This is a genomic window from Streptomyces sp. NPDC033131 (assembly GCF_055578365.1).
Genome location: NZ_JBVIPA010000012.1, coordinates 68,817 through 86,614, shown reverse-complemented (window position 1 = coordinate 86,614; position 17,798 = coordinate 68,817). Strand labels below are relative to the sequence as shown.

Here is a 17,798-nt window from a genome sequence, read left to right as displayed (position 1 = left end):
AGGCGGGGGTCACGGGGGTTGGACGGCCGGTCAGGGGGTGGTGCCAGGTACACCCGCGGCCGCCGCGAGGACCTTCGCCTCGAGCTCCGGATCGAGTCCCACCACCGGCCGGTCGGGACGTTGTGGTGGCACGCCGCCGATGCTGCGCAGCCAGGTCCAGGTGTCCGCCACGGTCTCGGTGACCGGACGGCAGCGCAGGCCCGCGCCGATCGCCAGGGAGACGTCCGCGGTGTGCAGGGCCGCGTGGCCCTCGCTGCCCGGCGGCAGCCAGACCGGCAGGTGCAGCCACGGTTCGATACCCGCGGCGAGGACGACGTCCGGGTCGGTCCAGCGCAACTCGGCGGCCCCGTCGGTGACGTCCACGCAGGCGTCGAGGAGCGTGCCCATGGTGGCGTGCCCCGAGGGGCCGACGAGGTTGTACGGTCCGCTCGCCTCCCGCCGCACCGAGTCGAGGGTCCATTCCGCGAGGTCACGGACGTCGACGTACTGGATGGGCAGGTCACGCGGCCCGGGCGCGAGGACGGGGCCGCCGCGGGCGATCCGGGTCAGCCACCAGGGCAGCCGGCCGATGTTCTCGTACGGCCCGAGGATCAGCCCGGCCCGGACGAGCAGGGAGCGGTCCGCGCCGAAGGCCTCGACGGCGGCCAGCTCGCCGCCCCGCTTGTCCCGGGCGTAGTCGCTCTGTTCGGCGTCGGCGGAGGCATCCTCCACCAGGGGCGCGTCCTCGCCGCGTCCGGCGCCGCGCGGCCACGCGTACACCGAGCAGCTCGACACGTACACGTACCGTTCGGCGCGGCCGCGCAGCAGTCGTGCCGCGTCACGTACCGCACGGGGCGCGGCCGACCAGGTGTCGACGACCGCGTCCCATTCGCCGTCCGCGAGGGCGGCGAGCCCGTCGGGCGCGGTGCGGTCACCGTGCAACGACCGCACACCGGTGGGAGGTTCGTGCCGTCCTCGGTGGAAGACGGTCACCTCCCAGCCGCGCCCGAGGGCCGCCTCGACGACGGCCCGTCCCGCGAACTCCGTACCGCCCAGCATCAGAAGTCTCATGCCGGGACTGTGCCCGGTGGAGCGGCGGGAGAGAACCCGGATCTGCCGTCGGCAGAGAGGGGAACCGGGGAGGAGGGATCAACGCCCGGTCGGCGGTGCGTACTTGTAGCCCACCCGGCGCACGGTCTGGATCGCCTGGCGGTTCTCGGAGCCCAGCTTGCGGCGCAGCCGGGCGATGTGGACGTCGACCGTGCGGCCGTCGCCGACATGGCCGTACCCCCACACCGTGGTGACCAGCTGGTCGCGGGTGTGCACCCGGTGGGGGTGGGTGACCAGGTGGGCGAGAAGCTCGAACTCCAGGTAGGTGAGGTCGAGTTCGCGCCCGTTCACCTCGGCCGTGCGCTGCCCGCTGTCGATGCGGACGAGCGGGTCGCCGGCGTCGGCGACCGGCGTACGGGCCTCCGGCGCGTCCGGCACCGCCACCGGCAGGAACGGCGGTTGCTGGTCGGCCGGGACCAGCACGAGGTAGCCGATCATCGGCGGCCGGCCCGGCAGGGAGGGCAGGGTGTGCGGGGGAGCGGGCAGCCAGGTGGCGCCCGGCGGCAGGAACTCCGCGACGTCGATCACCTCGTCCCGGTCGACGGCGCGCAGACGATGACGCGAACCGCTGGGGGAGGAGAGGGCGGCGGGGGAGAGAGAACGAGTGGTCGCCATGAGAGGTCAGTTCTTTCGCGCGAGAGATTCGACAGGAAGGTCGACGGCCCCGAGTTCGTGGTCGGGTCCGTCGAGAGGACCTACGTCGTTTCGCGCCGGCCGAAGGCCGGGGGTGTACGGCTTTAGAGGGCCGGCGCGTTCATCGCGCGGCAACACACCCGGTCGAAGTCGTGGTGCTGACGGGAGGGCCAGAACGGCTCGAGGTCATGGCGACCCGTCGCGGTGTGGTTCTGGAAGCTGGCCATGGGCCCATTGAAGCAGACACAGGCCCGCAACAGGAGTCTCCTCTCACTGCTTGGACCCTGCCTGGCGTGAACTCGCCCGCGCCGGCCTCGCCCCACGAAGCCCCGGGTCGCGAAAGGGGCGCCCGCCGAGATGGCGGGCGCCCCTTCCTGGAAGCAGCGGTGCTCAGACCTGGCCGGCCTTCTCCAGAGCCGTGCAGCAGGTGTCGACGATCAGGCGCGTCACCAGGTACGGGTCGACGTTCGCGTTCGGGCGGCGGTCCTCGATGTAGCCCTTGCCGTCCTTCTCGACCTGCCACGGGATACGGACCGAGGCGCCACGGTTGGAGACACCGTAGGAGTACTCGTTCCACGGGGCGGTCTCGTGCAGACCGGTCAGGCGGTCGTCGATGCCGGCGCCGTAGTTCTTGACGTGGTCGAGCGGCTTCGAGCCCTCACCGAGCGACTCGCACGCGGTGATGATCGCGTCGTAGCCCTCGCGCATCGCCTTCGTGGAGAAGTTGGTGTGCGCACCGGCGCCGTTCCAGTCGCCCTTCACCGGCTTCGGGTCCAGCGTCGCGGCTACGCCGAAGTCCTCGGCGGTGCGGTAGAGCAGCCAGCGGGCGATCCACAGGTGGTCGGAGACCTCCAGCGGGGAGACCGGGCCGACCTGGAACTCCCACTGGCCGGGCATGACCTCGGCGTTGATGCCGGAGATCGCGAGACCCGCCTTCAGGCAGTTCTCCAGGTGGGCCTCGACGATGTCGCGGCCGAAGATCTCGTCGGCGCCGACACCGCAGTAGTAGCCGCCCTGCGGGGCCGGGAAGCCGCCCTTGGGGAAGCCGAGGGGGTAGCCGTCCTTGAAGAACGTGTACTCCTGCTCGATGCCGAAGATCGGCTCCTGGGAGGCGAACTTCTCGGCGACCTCGACCAGCGCGGCACGGGTGTTCGACTCGTGCGGCGTCATGTCGATGTTGAGGACCTCGCACATGACGAGGATGTCGTCGCCGCCGCGGATCGGGTCCGGGCAGGAGAAGACCGGCTTGAGGACACGGTCCGAGGCGTGGCCCTCGGCCTGGTTCGTGGAAGACCCGTCGAAGCCCCAGATCCCCAGCTCGGCACCCTTGGCGTCGTCGGCCAGTATCTTCGTCTTGGAACGGAGCTTCGCCGTCGGCTGGGTGCCGTCGATCCAGATGTACTCAGCCTTGAAGGTCACGGGCCACTTCCTTCGGGGGTGTGTCTAGACGCACTTGCGGGTGCTGCGGCGCTGCGGCACTGGGGCACCGCTTTCGATGCCACGCAGCCTGTCAACAGGCGATTTCCCGGTCATTGCTCGAATGTGAACCCCGTGTTACCTGGTGGTGCTGTGTCGCGACTCACGCTGTGAGGGTCCTCGCGGCGGCGGGATGGGGCGCGGAGGGACAGGGAAACACGCACGAAAAAGGAGCGCGGGGGCGGCTCGTATGCGATGAGGTTGGGGGCGGGGTGCGGGGGCATGCAAGGTCTGGACATGCCGGTCCCGCCGCCCCTGGCCGGGGGCGGCGGGACCGGTGACACGTACGGTTACCGGCGTCCTGGCATCACCCCACCTTCTCGATCACTGCCCGGCGGATGAGGAACTTGCCGGGCTCCCGCACCTGTTCGAAGGCCGCGTTGTTGAGCAGGGCGCAACTGCCCGAGACCGAGGTGACCTCCACCGTCGTGGACTTGTCGTTGTCCAGGTTGGTGACCTTCAGCTTCGTCCCGACGGGGAACTGGTTGCTGGACGCGGCCGGGGCGTCGGCCTCGCCGGACAGGGTGACGGTCGAGCCGTTGCACACCTGCTGTCCGGAACCGGCCTGCCCGGGCGGCGCGGTCTGTGCGGGCGGCGCGGTCTGTGCGGGTGACGTGGCTTGGGCGGGTGGCGTGGACGGTGCCGGCTGTGCCGCCTGGGGGTCCTGAGCCGACTCCCCGACGACGCACCCGGACGCCTCCTGCTGCACCTTGATCTGCGCGATGACGGCCTCGCGGTTGGCGATCCGGGCCTCGGACTGCGCGTCCGGGGCCGCCCGCTGGCCGTCGACGAACCGCTGGTTGTTGCCGAGGGCGGTGGCGAGGCCCTGGCAGACGGTCGACTCGGCGGCCGTCTGCGGGGACTGCGCGGCGTTCGAGGTGGCCGCCATGACGAAGGCGCCACCTCCCGCCACCGTCGCGGCACCCGCCAGCAGCGCGAGCTTCTTCTTCGTGCCGAGCGTTCTCCTGCGTGACATGCGCGGCTCCTGAGAGGTAGGGGAGCGTACGCCGCTATGTACGAGATACCGAACGACGCTACTCAGCTGCTGACAGGAGTCACCAAAGTGGTGCGCGTCACACCGCGGTCAGCTGTCTCCCTGCTCGTACGCCGCCACCGTGTCGTTGACGTGCTGGAGCAACCCCTCGGTCAGGCGCGTGAGTTCGTCCTCCCTGGTCTCCGCCCCGTCGCCCCACTGCCCGTTCGCGAACACCACCGAGCGCACGGTCATCAGCCGCCGAAAGACCCCCGCCGAACCGGGCGGCACGGTCGGCAGCCCCGCCTCGGGCGGCGGGTCGAGCGAGACCACCTGATACGCCACCGGGTCCATCGAGGCCATCATGAACACCGCCGAGGCGTCCTCCACACGCCGGAAACTCAGCACGCTGACCGTCACCTGCGAACGCTGCTCGGTGTCCGTGAACAGCGCCGCCGTCAACCGGACGCATCCCTCGCCCTGTTCGAGCAGCGCGGCCAGCTCCGGTGACATGCCGCGGGCGCAGTCGGTGGTGGTGGCGAGGTCGACGCGGTGGTGCCGGGACCCGTCCTTCAGGCGCACGTTCTGCTGCGGGAAGGCCTGCTCGGGCCGGATCACGGGCCGCGCGAGCAGGGAGGGCAGGGTGGTCGGGGCGTCGGAGGGGAGGGCGGCGGTGACGGACGGCACGGGGGTGCCGGTGCCCGTGGTCGCCGACGTCAGGGGGGTTGTCGTGGCCGTCTCGCCGTCACCGCCGCCCTCGAACAGCACCGCGCCCGCGGCGATCGCGGCCACGAGGACGACGCCCGTGCCGGCGGCGACCGCGCGCCGGGTGCGGCGTCTTCTGCGTATGCGCTCCTGTTCGGCCACCCATGAGGCGTACGGGTCGGAGGGGTGCGGCATTCCTTGATCACCGAAGGTCATGGCGGCGGAGGGTAACAGCGCGAGCCCTCCGAACTCCCGCCGCCCGACAAACCGTTGGCTACCGGGACAAGGCGTCGCGTACGGCCTCGTCGGTGCGGGCCACCACGGCCGTGCCGTCGTCCGCGGTGATGATCGGGCGCTGGATCAGCTTGGGATGCTCGGCGAGTGCGGTGATCCAGCGGTCGCGCGAAGTGTCGTCCCGGGGCCACTCCTTGAGGCCGAGCTCCTTCGCGGCGGCCTCCTGGGTGCGGGTGATGTCCCAGGGTTCGAGGCCGAGGCGGTCGAGGACGTCACGGATCTCGTCCTCCTTCGGCACGTCCTCCAGATAGCGGCGGACGGTGTAGTCCGCGCCCTCCGCGTCGAGCAGGGTGAGGGCGCTGCGGCACTTCGAACAGGCCGGGTTGATCCAGATTTCCATACGGTCCACGGTACGCGAAAACCCGTCTTCCACCTGTGTCACAGCGCCCCCTGCAGCCCTTTGGCCAGGGGCTTTTGTCAGTGCCGGGCAGTAGAATAGAAGCAGTGTTCGAGGGTGTCGCCGGGGTGTCGAGATCTCCGGGGGGACACCCTGACCGCGACAGGAGGATGCCTGTGCCCGCTGCCGCACTGAAGCCGAAGCCGTTGCCCACCCAGTCCACCGCGAAGCGTCCCGTACTGCTCGACATACCGTACGCCCCCGTGGAGAAGCGCCCGCTGCCGCCGGGGCGGCCGCGTGAGTGGTACGTCAGTCACAACCGCCGGCTCAAGGCCATGCGCCTGGCGATCGCCCTGCTCGACTCGGGCGTCTTCGTGCCCAACCAGGCCCGCAACGAGACGATACGGAGCGCGGCGGAGACGATCGGCGTCCACCCGCCGTCGGACACGACGTGCCACATGGTGCGGGCGCTGATGCGTTACTCGCGGTGAGCCTCGGTGCCGGGTGCCCCGTGTTTGTACGGGCACCCGGCGCCGGTGTTGCCGCCCCTGGGGCCTTCGCCCCCAGACCCCCAGGGGGCGGAGCCCTCTGGTACGGGGCGAGAAACCCACCCGCACGGAACCCCCACCCGCACGGAACCCACCCACCCGCACAACCCCTACGCCGACAACTCCTTCTCCAGCGGCGTCCGGAACCGCGGTGTCACCCTCGCCGACCCCACCCACCCCCGCAACCGCTCCGCCTCCACCGCGATCGCCGCCTCCGCGTCGCGCCCCACCCCCTCCGTGTCCAGCAACCGCCACACGATCTCCCCGTCCGCCCGCTGGGCCCATCCGCCCACCACCCGGCCGTTCCACCACACCGTCGGCCCCACGTTGCCGCTGTAGTCGAACAACGCGGGGCGCGACTCCGGGGCCAGATACCAGTCCCGCTGCTGCCAGCCCATCGCCGTCGGATCGAGCGCCGGCAGCAGCGCGGCCCAGGGTTCGACGGGCCCCGCCACCGGGCCGGCGTCGCCGTCGACGACGTACCCCACGCCCTCGTCCAGGGACACCCGCCGCGCGCCGATCGCCGCCAACGCCCGGCGGACGTCGGTGACTTTCCACCCCGTCCACCACTTCAGGTCGGCCTCCGTGGCCGGGCCGCACGCGGCGAGCCAGCGCTCCAGCAACAGGGCCTGGGCCTCAGCCGCGTCCAGTTCGGGGTGGGCGGGGGACACCGCCCAGCGGAACTGGCCGGACGTCCAGGAGCCGAGCGGCCGGCCCCGCACGACCTTGCCCTCGACGCCCAGCACCCTCAGCAGACGGGTCGAGACGGTGTGGACGCCCTCGTAGCTCTTCCCGGCCGCGTACACGAACTGCTCCCGCAGGCGCGGCTCGTCCGCGGCGAGCTCCGTCGCCGTCGCCTGTCCGCGCCGCGCCAGCGCGGCCAGCGCCGAATCCTCGACCTCCTTCAGCCAGGCCGCGTCCGGCGCACCGGCCGTCGCCATGGCCTTGAGCAGCGCGGCCCGCTCCCGCGCGGCGACCACGAGGCCGGTCGAGGCGTGCACGACCGCGGTCAGCTCCGTCGGGAACACGAAGACCGTGTGCCGCATGCCGTGCATCCGGACCAGCGCACGGTCCTCGTACAGCGCCCGGCCGGTCTCCGGCACGGTTCCCGCCGGGTCCGCGAGCCGCGCGCCCACCGCCAGGTACACCGTCGCCGGGTCCGATCCGTGCAGGGCGACCAGGGAGCCGGCGACCTCCTCCGGACTCCCCGCCCGTGCCGCCCCGGCCAGCCGGTGGCGCAGCGCGAGCCGTGTCCGCCGCTCCGCCACGCCGATGTACCGCTCCTCGTCACCCATACCGGCATCCTCCCGGACGGCACTGACAACCGGGGCCCGCCGAGGCCGAGGTGCCGTCACCCGATTGCCGTACCCGGCATGCGGACGCCCCCGAGCCGGGCCTTCACTGCGATCAGGAGGTGACGGCAACCAGGGCACCCAGCCGGAAACCAGGGCACCCAGGAGGCGTGATGCGGAGACGACGCAGATGACCGGCCCCGACCCGGTCCACCCGGCCCGCCGCACCGACCCCGCCGCCCGCGCCGCCCGAGGCAGAGCCGCCCGCAAGCGCGTCCCCCGCTCCGCGCACGCCGGCTGGATTCCCTCCGTCGGCCGCCCCGACCCCGTCGGCGTACTCGAACGGCAGGGCCGTGACCGCCTGCCCGAGCTGCTCCCGGTCCGCTACGGCCGCATGACCGCCTCCCCCTTGGCCTTCCTGCGCGGGGCGGCCGCCGTGATGGCGGCCGATCTCGCCGCCCAGCCGCACACCGGACTCACCGTGCAGCTCTGCGGCGACGCCCACCTGCTCAACTTCGGCCTTCACACGTCCCCGGAGCGGGCCCTGCTCTTCGATGTCAACGACTTCGACGAGACCTTCCCCGGTCCCTTCGAATGGGACGTCAAACGCCTCGCCGCCAGCGTCGCCGTCGCAGCCCGCGAGAACGGTCACAGCGACGCCAGGACCCACCGCGCGGCCCTGGAGGCGACCGCCGCCTACCGCGTGACCATGCGCCGCCTGGCCCGGCAGGGCGAACTCGACGTCTGGTACGAGCGCCTCGACGCCGACAGCCTGCTGCCCCTGGTCCGCTCCGCCGGTCGGCGCCGCCGCGTCGAATCCAGCCTCACCCGTGCCCGCCGCCGCACCAGCCTCCAGGCCCTCGGCAGGCTCACGGCCGTCGTCGACGGACACCGGCGCCTCATCCACGACCCGCCGCTGCTCGAACCCGCCGGTGCCCCCGACATGGCCGCCCTGCGCAAGATCTTCAGCGACTACCGCTCCACCCTCGGCGAGGAGCGCCGCCTGCTCCTGGACCGCTACCGCTTCGTCGACGCCGCCCGCAAGGTCGTCGGCGTCGGCAGCGTCGGCATCCGCTGCTTCATCGTGCTGCTCGCCGGCCGCGACGCGGACGACCCGCTGTTCCTGCAGCTCAAGGAGGCGCGCGAGTCCGTACTGGAAGAGCATCTGTCGAACGGGCCGTACGTCCATCCGGGACACCGGGTCGTCGCCGGCCAGCGGCTCCTCCAGGCCACCGGTGACGTCTTCCTGGGGTGGATGAGCGGACCGCAGGGACGGGCGTTCTACTGGCGGCAGCTGCGCGACATGAAGGGCTCCGCGGACGTCGCCGGGATGAGCCCGGCCGAACTCGTGGCCTACGCCCGGCTGTGCGGCACCGCGCTGGCCCGCGCGCACGCCCGCTCCGGTGACCGCATCGCGATCGCCGGCTACCTGGGCGGCGCGGACACCTTCGAACGGGCCGTCGCCGACTTCGCGCTGAGCTACGCCGACCAGACCGTCCACGACCACGCGACGCTGTGCGCGGCCGTCGCGGCGGGCGTGGTGAGTGCCGACCCGGGGGTCTGACACACCGGTGAGGGGCGGGGTCAGGCGTACCTCTCCAGCAGCCCGGCCACGTACGCCTCCAGCCGCCCGCCCAGTACCCCGGCCGTCAGATCGGTGCGGCCCAGCTCCCGCCAGGGACCCGCGAGCTTCGCCGCGTCGGGGGAGTAGCCGAGGGCGTCCAGCAGCCGCCAGTACAGATGGTCCGGTCCGTCGGCGAGGCGGCGGCCGCCGTGCGCCTCGTAGCGGGCGCGGAAGCCGAGTCCGTACCCGGGGCCGTGCAGCAGCGCCAGGGTCGTCGAGCAGTGGGCGACGTCCAGGTCGGCGGGGCCCCACGACGTCTCGACCCAGTCGACGACTCCGCTGATCCGCAGTCCGTCGCCGCTCCCCTCGAACAGCACGTTCCCCGGGTGGAAGTCCCGGTGCAGGAAACAGCCCTCGTAGGGCGGGGGCTCGCGGCGGATCACGTCCACCGCCCGCTCCCACAGCGGCCCCGCCGGGGTGACCGCCCGCTCCGGCGACGTCCAGGCCTGATAGGGGCGCGGACGCTCGTCCGGTACGACCCCGTGGATCCTGACGAGTTGCGCCGCCAGCAGGTCCAGGCGCCGCTCCAACTCGGCGGTGTCGTCCTCGTCGACCCGCACCCGCCCCGGCAGCAGCGACATCAACAACGAGGGATGGTCGCAGAGTTCGGCCGAGGCGTCGACGGCGACCGGCCGTGCGGCGGGGACGCCGTCCTGCCCGGCGAGAAGCGCGAGGACGGACGCCTCGCGGGTCAGCAGCCCCGGGGCGTGCCGGCGGAAGAAGGGCTTCACGAAGGTCCGCAGCACCAGCCCGGTGCCGTCGTCGAGGGTGAGACGGCGCATCTGGGCACTCCAGCCGCCGGACAGCGGACGGCTGTCGAGAACCGTCCGCCCCTCCGGGAGCTGTTTGGCCACCCACGACCGGGTCGCCGTCCACCCCGGCGCGAGGACGGCCGACACGAACGCGCGCCGGTCCTCGGGATGATCGCGGAACCACATGCCCAACTGGTGGTCAGCATCGGGCAGTTCGAAGCGCGTGAACTGGGCCCGGGTGCAGAGGGCGTCCTGCACGGCCTCCGTGACCTCCGGTGGGATCACCGCGTCCGTACCCGGCACCGCGAGTACCGCCCGCCCCCCGTACGCCCGCAGCACGTCGAGCGCGGGTGACGTCCGCCAGCTCCCGGGGGTGCGGATGAGCGTGCTGAACCGGCCGTCGCCCGTCCCGAACGGCACGTCCCAGGCCCCGGCCGCGTACACGGCGGGCGCGCACAATCCCAGTGCCGTGACCCGGTCGCCGTAGTGCGCGGCGAGGTCGGCGACCGTCTGGCCGCTCATGCTGAACCCGACCAGGACCAGCGGCCCGTCCGCCGGGACGAACGCGTCGACGACCGTCACCGCCTGCTCGAAGCGGCGGCGCAGACTCAACTCCGGCAGGGTGCCCGTGCTTTCGCCGTGCCCGGAGAAGTCGAGGGCGAGGCCCCGGCAGCCGTGCGCGACGAACTCCGTCAGCAGCGGGAGCAGCCGCTCCTTGCCGCCGTTGCCCGCTCCGTGCAGCACAACGACGGTGGCCCGGTCCGGACCACCGTCGTCTCCGCCGTACACACCACTGAGCCGTTCACCGGCGTAGCCGTACGTGAAGGGGGAGAGCTCGCTCATTTCCCCATTCACTCACGGCCCACCGTCCTCAGGAAAAGGGGATGCACGCAAAGTGACCGCTTCCCTACGCTGGACACGCGTCGAAAGGTTGTCCACCACCGCGTTCCGCAGGACAGGTATCACCCCGCGGTCTCGGGGCTACTCTCTACGCACCGACGGACGGCCGCCCACCCCGGCGCCCCGTCGGGGCACAGATCACCGCTCGTACCGACCCACGCCCACGGAGGCCCGTCATGGGCACCATCGTCATATCCGGGACCGTCGTCCTGGTCGTTCTGGGATTCGGAAACCCCGTCTACTGGCTCGTCGCCGTCGCCGTGCTCTTCCTGTACGTGCAGTACGGACGCGGCACGTCCGCGCCCTCCTCGCCGTCCTCGCCGACGGGGGGAGCCCCGGCGGGGCCCACGCCCGCGAGCTACCGCGCGTACCGCGACCGCCGTGACAAGCAGGCCAGGTGGGAGCGCCGTTACCGCCGCGAGCGCCCCTTCGAGTCCCGCCGTCAGGAGCGCGGGAAGAGCACGTGAGACCAGGGGGACCGCTGGTGATCCCGGTGGCCCCCGGCCGTCGTCACAGACCGGGGGCGCCCCACACCGGGAACCAGCGGCTCAGATCGGGCTCGATCCGCAGGTCGTCCGCCAGCGCCGCCTTCACCCGCAGCTCCGTCGCGTTGTCGCGCCGCTGCCCCTCGCCGGGCAGCGGCGCGAACGGGTAGAAGGTGCCGCGCTTGTAGAGGTAGACCATCGCCAGCGACCGGCCCTCCGGATCGCGGAACCCGGCGAGCGAGCAGAGCAGTTGCGGCCCGAAGCCGTTGACCTCCATCGAACTGTTCACCGCGTGCAGGTCGTTGACCAGGAGCGGCAGCTGGTCGGGAGTACGCTCCGACACCAGCCACGAGTACCCGTAGCCGTCCCGCCGCAGCTGCACCGGCGGCCCCTCCCGGTCGGTGTCCGCGTCGAGCAGCGCCTGCACCTCCCGGTGCGTCTGCTCGAAGGCCGCGCCCTCCACCGTGGCGAAGCACACCGCACCCCGCCCGGTCGGCGTGAAGGAGGCGGCCGCTTCCAGCGACACCGCCGCCGACGGCAGCGCGAAGAGCTGGTCGAGATCGGGTGCGACCGGCTTCGTGCGGCCCAGCAGGATGTCCAGCAGCCCCATCCTCAGCCCGCCCTCCCCGGAGTCGTCGCCTCGCCCAGCTCGACGGAGATCCGCCCCAGCTGCTCCAGCCGCTGCTCCAGGCTCGGGTGGGTGGAGAAGAGCCGGGCCGCACCCGGCTCGGCGCCCAGCGCGGGAGTGAAGTAGAAGGCGTTGAAGGCCTGGGCCGTGCGCAGGTCCTTGGAGGGGATCCGGGCGAGGTCACCGGTGACCTTGGTGAGCGCGGACGCCAGCGCCGAGGGCCGGCCGGTGAGCTGTGCCGCCGCCCGGTCCGCCGCCAGCTCCCGGTACCGGGACAACGCCCTGATCAGCAGGAAGCTGACCGCGTACACGGCTGCCGACACGCCCATCACGGCGGCGAGGACGACGGCGGTGTTCTGGTCCCGGCGCCCGCCGCCGAACAGCTGCGAGTAGAAGGCGAACCGCACGATCAGGCCCGCGATCACCCCGAGGAAGGACGCGATGGTGATCACGGCGACGTCCTTGTGCGCCACGTGCGACAGCTCGTGCGCGAGGACGCCCTCGAGCTCCGCCGGCTCCAGCCGGCGCAGCAGCCCGGTGGTCACGCAGACGACGGCGTTGTCGGGGTTCCGCCCGGTCGCGAACGCGTTCGGCATGTCCATCCCCGACACGGCGACCACCGGCTTGGGCATGTCCGCGAGGGCACACAGCCGGTCGACGACGGCGTGCAGCTCGGGATACTCCTCCCGCTCCACGACCCGCCCGCGCATAGCGAACAGCGCGATCTTGTCGGAGAACCAGTACTGCGCCCCGAGCATCCCCGCCGCGACCACCACGACCAGGACCCACGACTTCAGCAGCACGACCAGCGCTGCGACGAAGGCCACGTACAGCAGCCCGAGGAGAAACATCGTGACCGTCATCCGTACGGTCAACCGCCGGTCGCTTGGGAAGCGGCTCTGCATCACGCATCACACTCCGCAGTCAGGCACTCGCCCCGCAGCCCAGTGTGCACCGGCCCGGCCCACGAGGCGGTCGTGATCAGCCCTAGGACCAGCAAAGGTTCAGCCCTCGATGCCGGCCGCCCACTTCCGTCTCTTCAGCACGTACTCGCTGAACAGATGCCGCCCCCGGTCGAGCAGTTCGCCCACCTCCGCCGACCCGGGCGGCACGTCCGCCGTCACACGCCAGCTCTGCACCGACTGCCCGGCCCAGCGCCGCAGCCTGGCATCCGGGTCGTCGAGCATGGCGACCGCCGCCCGCAGCCGCACCAGACCGCCGCACGCGTCCAGCAGCCGGAACGCGGCCACCCGCACATGCCGGGGCCGCCCCGCCGCCAGCCGCTCCGTCAGCCACCCGTCGTCCAGCGACCGGGCCAGCGGCAGCAGCGCCAGTGTCGCCTCCCGCACGACCCCCGGCTCCGGGTCGTCGAGCAACGCCCGCAGCCGCCGTACGTCCGTCACGTCCAGCACCCGCAGCCCGCCGACCGCCCGCGCCCGCACCCCCGGCGCCGGATGGCCCAGCAGCGGCCACAGCGACTCGGCGTCCGCCCGCTCCCCGCACTCCGCCAGCCCGGCGACCGCCCCGGGCGGCAGCGCAGGATCACCCGCGTCGGCACACCGGCGCCGGTACCAGACCAGCGGATCGCGCCCCGCCTGCCGTACGACATAGCGCGCGCAGGCCCGCACGAGTCCCGACCGGTCTCCGAGAAATCCCTCCGCCCGATCGGGCCGCCCGGCCCGCCGCAGCGCGGTCACCCCGGCGGACCGCACCCGCGGCCCGCGCGCGGTCAGCAGCGGTTCGAGCACGTCGTCGGACAGGCCGTCCTCCGGTACGGCGGCCAGGGCGGCCTCGGCGCACAGGTCCTGGACGACCGGGTCGGTGTCACGGGCGGCGGCGCGGGCCAGCTCGGCGGGGGAGAGGTGCCCCTCGTCGACGGCGAGGCGGTGGGCGAAGCGGCGTACGGCTCGGTCGGCGTGGGTGAACAGGGGCGCGAGATGTTCACGGGGCGCCCGGCGCAGGACCTCTTCCAGCAGGCCGACGCCGAAGGCCCCCCGGCCGCGCCGGCCGACGAGCAGGATCAGCGACGCGAGCGTGAGGGCGGTGTCCGGATCGAGGGCGGCGCGCAGCACCTCCTGGGCCCGCTCGCGCACGGGGGCGGCCCAGTCGGCGGTGCGGACGACGACCAGCGGCAACAGGCCGGGCCGGCGCGCCGCCGGACCGAGAGCCGCCTCGCGCACCCGGCCGTCACGGTGACACAGGCCCAGTGCGAGCCGGGGCTCGGCGAGCGCGTCGGGGCGGCGGAGTGCGGCGAGCCACCCGCGTCGGCCCTCGACCTCCGCCCGCGTCGGCAGCAGCCGGGGCGTCAGCCACGCGCGCGTCCCCGCGTCCAGCGCGAGCCAGGCCGTCGGCTCGGCGGGATCGAGCACGTCCCGCAGCGAGGCCCCCTCCGCGAGCCGGCGTGCCGCCTCTCCGCCTCCCCGGATGTCATCGCGCATGGCTAGTACGGCGACCGGAAGTTCGCGTAGCCCAGAAGCAGGATGATCGCCGCCATGGTCCCGAGCACGACGACCGTCGACACCCACGACGAACGGCGCGGCCCCGCCGAATCCGGGTCGGCGCGGAACGGCTGCGGCTCGGGCGGGTTCTCCCTCCAGCGGGCGGCCAGCATCCGGGCCCGCGCGGAGGGCTCCTTGTGCTCGGCGTTGTCGGCCCACTTGAGGTCGAACTCCCGCTCCACATCGTCCTGTTCGGGCATCCCCGTAACCCCCGTCGTCTCCGTATCGAACAATTGTGCCGGACACCATACGACGACGCCCCCGCCCTGAGAAATCCAGGAGCGGGGGCGCGGTCGAAGGACCTACGGGCCGGTCACACGTCGAAGTAGAGCTCGAACTCGTGCGGGTGCGGACGCAGCTGCAGCGGCGCGATCTCGTTGGCACGCTTGAAGTCGATCCACGTCTCGATCAGGTCCGGCGTGAAGACGTCGCCCTGGAGGAGGAACTCGTGGTCGGCCTCGAGGCGGTCGAGGACGGCCGGGAGGGAGGTCGGGACCTGCGCCACGCTCGCGTGCTCCTCGGGAGCCAGCTCGTACAGGTCCTTGTCGATCGGCTCGGCCGGCTCGATCTTGTTCTTGATGCCGTCCAGGCCCGCGAGGAGCAGGGCCGAGAACGCCAGGTACGGGTTGCCGGAGGAGTCGGGCGCGCGGAACTCGACGCGCTTGGCCTTCGGGTTGGAACCCGTGATCGGGATACGCATCGCGGCGGAGCGGTTGCGCTGCGAGTACACCAGGTTGATCGGCGCCTCGAAGCCCGGCACCAGACGGTGGTAGGAGTTCACCGTCGGGTTGGTGAAGGCCAGCAGCGAGGGGGCGTGCTTGAGGATGCCGCCGATGTAGAAGCGGGCGGTGTCCGACAGGCCCGCGTAACCGGCCTCGTCGTAGAACAGCGGGGAGCCGTTGGTCCACAGCGACTGGTGGACGTGCATGCCCGAGCCGTTGTCGCCGAAGATCGGCTTCGGCATGAAGGTCGCGGTCTTGCCGTTGCGCCAGGCCACGTTCTTCACGATGTACTTGAAGAGCTGGAGGTCGTCGGCCGCGGCGAGCAGCGTGTTGAACTTGTAGTTGATCTCGGCCTGGCCGGCGGTGCCCACCTCGTGGTGCTGGCGCTCGACCTGGAGGCCGGAAGCGGCCAGCTCCAGCGAGATCTCCGCACGCAGGTCGGCGAAGTGGTCGACCGGCGGGGTCGGGAAGTAACCGCCCTTGTAACGGACCTTGTAACCGCGGTTGTCCTCGAGGGCGCCGGTGTTCCAGGCGCCCGCCTCGGAGTCGATGTGGTAGAAGGACTCGTTCGCGCTGGTCGCGAAGCGCACGGAGTCGAAGACGTAGAACTCGGCCTCGGGACCGAAGTACGCGGTGTCCGCGATACCGGTCGACGCCAGGTAGGCCTCGGCCTTCTTCGCCACGTTGCGCGGGTCACGGCTGTACTGCTCGCCGGTGATCGGGTCGTGGATGAAGAAGTTGATGTTCAGCGTCTTGTCGCGGCGGAAGGGGTCGAGCCGGGCGGTCGACAGGTCCGCGCGCAGCGCCATGTCGGACTCGTGAATGGCCTGGAAGCCACGGATCGACGAGCCGTCGAAGGCAAGCTCCTCGTCCGGGTCGAACGCCTCGACGGGCAGCGTGAAGTGCTGCATCACGCCCGGCAGGTCGCAGAAGCGGACGTCGACGAACTTGACGCCCTCGTCCGCGATGAACTTCTTGGCCTCGTCGGCGTTCTGGAACATCCAGCTCCTCCTACTCCCGACGGTCGAGCCGGGGTGGTAGTTCGTTCGTGCGGCCAGTGCGGTGGCACACGCTGTCGTCGACCCTAGGGACGGGTGATTTCTCAGGCGTGACCCATTTGTTTCGCACAAGTTAACCGGACATCGCGGCGCCCACCCCACCTGTCCGTATCGCGAAACGGGCACAGTACCGTGGACGGGTGGACAACAGGCATGCAATCGGATCGTGGCTTTCCGGACCGCGCGCGGCCGCGGAAGAAGCCGGTGTCGACTTCGGATACCGCGGCGAGCAGCTCGGTCTGCCGGAGGAGGGACCGGGCTCGATCGCCCGCCCCGGCCGGCGCCTCGGCGCCATCGCCGTGGACTGGGGACTGTGCCTCTTGATCGCATACGGTCTCATCACGCAGGGCTACGACCAGGCCACCAGCAACTGGGCGCTCCTCCTCTTCTTCCTGCTCGGCGCCCTGACCGTCGGCACCGTGGGCTTCACTCCGGGTAAGCGCCTCTTCGGCCTGCGGGTGGTCGCCGCCGACACCGGCCGCGTCAGCCCCGTCCGCGCCCTGCTCCGCACGGCCCTGCTGTGCCTCGCCATCCCGGCCCTGATCTGGGACCGCGACGGCCGTGGCCTGCACGACCGGCTGGCCCGCACCGTGGAAGTGCGCATCTAGCGTCCGTGTCCTGTCCGTGCGAGGAGTCCGTACGACGAAGGGGGCGCCCGGAGTGATCCGGGCGCCCCCTTCGTCGTACGGGGGAGTCAGCGGGCCTTCGGCCCGCCCTTCGGGAGCTTCATGCCCTTCGGCATCGGCCCCTTGGGCAGTGGCATGTTGCTCATCAGGTCGCCCATGGCCCGCAGCCGGTCGTTGGTGGCCGTCACCTGCGGACCGGTCAGCACGCGCGGCAGCTTCAGCATGGTCGTGCGCAGCTTCTTCAGCGGGACCTGACCCTCGCCCGTGCCCACCATCAGGTCGTGCACCGGCACGTCCGCGACGATGCGGTTCATCTTCCGCTTCTCGGCGGCCAGCAGGCTCTTGATCCGGTTCGGGTTGCCCTCGGCGACCAGGACGATGCCGGCCTTGCCGACCGCCCGGTGCACCACGTCCTGGCTGCGGTTCATCGCCACCGCCGGGGTGGTCGTCCAGCCCCGGCCGACATTGTCGAGTACCGCCGCTGCCGCGCCCGGCTGGCCCTCCATCTGCCCGAAGGCCGCTCGCTCGGCCCGGCGTCCGAACACGATCGCCGACGCGAGGAAGGCGAACAGGAGGCCGAGAATGCCGAGATAGATGGGATGACCGATCAAGAAACCGATCGCGAGGAAGACACCGATGGTGACGATTCCGACAGCCGCGAGTACAAGACCGATCTTCTTGTCGGCCTTGCGAGTCATCTTGTAGGTCAGAGCGATCTGCTTGAGTCGCCCGGGATTCGCAGCGTCCGCTGCCGTGTCCTTCCTCGCCATGGCACGAAGTCTACGTGCCCCGGCAAGCGCCGACGACGGCAGTGCCCGCGGGAGCGGGGCGGAGGTGCGTCAGGGACGCAAGGTGAACGTCTGCTCCAGGACGCGCTGCGCCTCGACCCGGTCCTTGGCGCGGCGGCGGTCCTCCAGGACGGACGTCCAGGCGTTGCGGCGGGCGGTGCGCTGGCCACTGCTCATGAGCAGTGACTCGACGGCGCGGAGTGCGTCGGTGACGGTCGGGATGGCGGTGGCGCGGACGGGCGCGGCCTGCATGATGGAGGTCCCCCCTCGATACCCGTGCGGGTATGGGTGTACGTGGTGTAAGTCCAGGGTCACTGATTGGTGTTACCAGGGCATGACCGACCGGTCAAACACCCATGAAGCCCCGATG

At 71.7% G+C, this 17,798-nt stretch carries 20 protein-coding genes; 4 read left to right on the top strand and 16 right to left on the bottom strand.

Annotation, left to right across the window (positions count from 1 at the left end):
• Positions 1–30: 30 nt before the first annotated feature.
• The 7 genes from ACZ5XS_RS17635 to ACZ5XS_RS17605 form a co-directional block, all read right to left on the bottom strand.
• Positions 31–1,050 (bottom strand): SDR family oxidoreductase, encoded by a 1,020-nt coding sequence (locus tag ACZ5XS_RS17635; protein WP_468652195.1) that lies wholly within the window; start codon positions 1,048–1,050, stop codon positions 31–33.
• 78 nt (positions 1,051–1,128) lie between these two features.
• A complete protein-coding gene (locus ACZ5XS_RS17630; RefSeq protein WP_468652193.1) occupies positions 1,129–1,704 on the bottom strand; it encodes a winged helix-turn-helix domain-containing protein in 576 nt (191 codons plus the stop codon).
• Between the two features lie 122 nt (positions 1,705–1,826).
• Positions 1,827–1,949 (bottom strand): hypothetical protein, encoded by a 123-nt coding sequence (locus ACZ5XS_RS17625; protein WP_099928360.1) that lies wholly within the window; start codon positions 1,947–1,949, stop codon positions 1,827–1,829.
• A gap of 163 nt (positions 1,950–2,112) precedes the next feature.
• Positions 2,113–3,141 carry a glutamine synthetase gene (gene glnII, locus ACZ5XS_RS17620; protein ID WP_468652191.1) on the bottom strand — a complete coding sequence of 343 codons (1,029 nt, stop codon included), beginning with the start codon at positions 3,139–3,141 and terminating at the stop codon, positions 2,113–2,115.
• Between the two features lie 364 nt (positions 3,142–3,505).
• Entirely contained in the window at positions 3,506–4,174 is a 669-nt protein-coding gene (locus ACZ5XS_RS17615; RefSeq protein ID WP_468652190.1) for an RlpA-like double-psi beta-barrel domain-containing protein, read from the bottom strand.
• A gap of 108 nt (positions 4,175–4,282) precedes the next feature.
• Complete coding sequence (locus ACZ5XS_RS17610) at positions 4,283–5,092, bottom strand: hypothetical protein (RefSeq protein ID WP_468652188.1); 810 nt, start codon at positions 5,090–5,092, stop codon at positions 4,283–4,285.
• A gap of 58 nt (positions 5,093–5,150) precedes the next feature.
• Entirely contained in the window at positions 5,151–5,510 is a 360-nt protein-coding gene (locus ACZ5XS_RS17605) for an arsenate reductase family protein (RefSeq protein ID WP_217237128.1), read from the bottom strand.
• Positions 5,511–5,683: 173 nt separating this feature from the next.
• Here ACZ5XS_RS17605 and ACZ5XS_RS17600 point away from each other — a divergent pair, with 173 nt between their 5' ends.
• Positions 5,684–5,998, top strand: a complete 315-nt coding sequence (locus ACZ5XS_RS17600) for a hypothetical protein (RefSeq protein ID WP_468652185.1) — start codon at positions 5,684–5,686, stop codon at positions 5,996–5,998.
• A gap of 167 nt (positions 5,999–6,165) precedes the next feature.
• Here ACZ5XS_RS17600 and ACZ5XS_RS17595 read toward each other — a convergent pair whose 3' ends face one another.
• Positions 6,166–7,350, bottom strand: coding sequence for a winged helix DNA-binding domain-containing protein (locus ACZ5XS_RS17595; protein WP_468652183.1), 1,185 nt, complete (start codon positions 7,348–7,350; stop codon positions 6,166–6,168).
• Positions 7,351–7,537: 187 nt separating this feature from the next.
• Between ACZ5XS_RS17595 and ACZ5XS_RS17590 the strand changes: the two genes are divergently transcribed.
• Positions 7,538–8,911, top strand: coding sequence for a DUF2252 domain-containing protein (locus tag ACZ5XS_RS17590; protein ID WP_468652181.1), 1,374 nt, complete (start codon positions 7,538–7,540; stop codon positions 8,909–8,911).
• A gap of 20 nt (positions 8,912–8,931) precedes the next feature.
• Here ACZ5XS_RS17590 and ACZ5XS_RS17585 read toward each other — a convergent pair whose 3' ends face one another.
• Positions 8,932–10,566, bottom strand: a complete 1,635-nt coding sequence (locus ACZ5XS_RS17585; RefSeq protein ID WP_468652179.1) for an alpha/beta fold hydrolase — start codon at positions 10,564–10,566, stop codon at positions 8,932–8,934.
• A 233-nt stretch (positions 10,567–10,799) separates the two neighbouring features.
• Here ACZ5XS_RS17585 and ACZ5XS_RS17580 point away from each other — a divergent pair, with 233 nt between their 5' ends.
• A complete protein-coding gene (locus tag ACZ5XS_RS17580; RefSeq protein WP_468652177.1) occupies positions 10,800–11,090 on the top strand; it encodes a hypothetical protein in 291 nt (96 codons plus the stop codon).
• Between the two features lie 43 nt (positions 11,091–11,133).
• Here ACZ5XS_RS17580 and pspAB read toward each other — a convergent pair whose 3' ends face one another.
• The 5 genes from pspAB to glnA all read right to left on the bottom strand — a co-directional run bounded on the left by pspAB (position 11,134) and on the right by glnA (position 15,957).
• Positions 11,134–11,718: a PspA-associated protein PspAB gene (gene pspAB, locus ACZ5XS_RS17575; protein WP_468652176.1), complete on the bottom strand. Its 585-nt coding sequence runs from the start codon at positions 11,716–11,718 to the stop codon at positions 11,134–11,136.
• A 2-nt stretch (positions 11,719–11,720) separates the two neighbouring features.
• Positions 11,721–12,641 (bottom strand): zinc metalloprotease HtpX, encoded by a 921-nt coding sequence (gene htpX, locus ACZ5XS_RS17570; RefSeq protein ID WP_468652174.1) that lies wholly within the window; start codon positions 12,639–12,641, stop codon positions 11,721–11,723.
• 99 nt (positions 12,642–12,740) lie between these two features.
• The gene (locus ACZ5XS_RS17565) at positions 12,741–14,174 is read right to left on the bottom strand and encodes a hypothetical protein (protein ID WP_468652172.1); all 1,434 of its coding nucleotides are present in this window, start codon (positions 14,172–14,174) and stop codon (positions 12,741–12,743) included.
• A gap of 2 nt (positions 14,175–14,176) precedes the next feature.
• The gene (locus tag ACZ5XS_RS17560) at positions 14,177–14,434 is read right to left on the bottom strand and encodes an SCO2583/SCO2584 N-terminal domain-containing protein (protein ID WP_468652170.1); all 258 of its coding nucleotides are present in this window, start codon (positions 14,432–14,434) and stop codon (positions 14,177–14,179) included.
• A 113-nt stretch (positions 14,435–14,547) separates the two neighbouring features.
• Entirely contained in the window at positions 14,548–15,957 is a 1,410-nt protein-coding gene (glnA, locus tag ACZ5XS_RS17555) for a type I glutamate--ammonia ligase (RefSeq protein WP_217237138.1), read from the bottom strand.
• A 197-nt stretch (positions 15,958–16,154) separates the two neighbouring features.
• On the opposite strand from glnA, the gene ACZ5XS_RS17550 reads away from it, so the two are divergent.
• Positions 16,155–16,622 (top strand): RDD family protein, encoded by a 468-nt coding sequence (locus ACZ5XS_RS17550; RefSeq protein WP_217237139.1) that lies wholly within the window; start codon positions 16,155–16,157, stop codon positions 16,620–16,622.
• An 86-nt stretch (positions 16,623–16,708) separates the two neighbouring features.
• Here ACZ5XS_RS17550 and ACZ5XS_RS17545 read toward each other — a convergent pair whose 3' ends face one another.
• Both ACZ5XS_RS17545 and ACZ5XS_RS17540 read right to left on the bottom strand, forming a co-directional pair.
• Positions 16,709–17,410, bottom strand: coding sequence for a DUF4191 domain-containing protein (locus tag ACZ5XS_RS17545; RefSeq protein ID WP_468652167.1), 702 nt, complete (start codon positions 17,408–17,410; stop codon positions 16,709–16,711).
• Between the two features lie 69 nt (positions 17,411–17,479).
• Positions 17,480–17,680 carry an SCO2195 family GlnR-regulated protein gene (locus tag ACZ5XS_RS17540; RefSeq protein WP_468652165.1) on the bottom strand — a complete coding sequence of 67 codons (201 nt, stop codon included), beginning with the start codon at positions 17,678–17,680 and terminating at the stop codon, positions 17,480–17,482.
• Between the last annotated feature and the right edge of the window lie 118 nt (positions 17,681–17,798).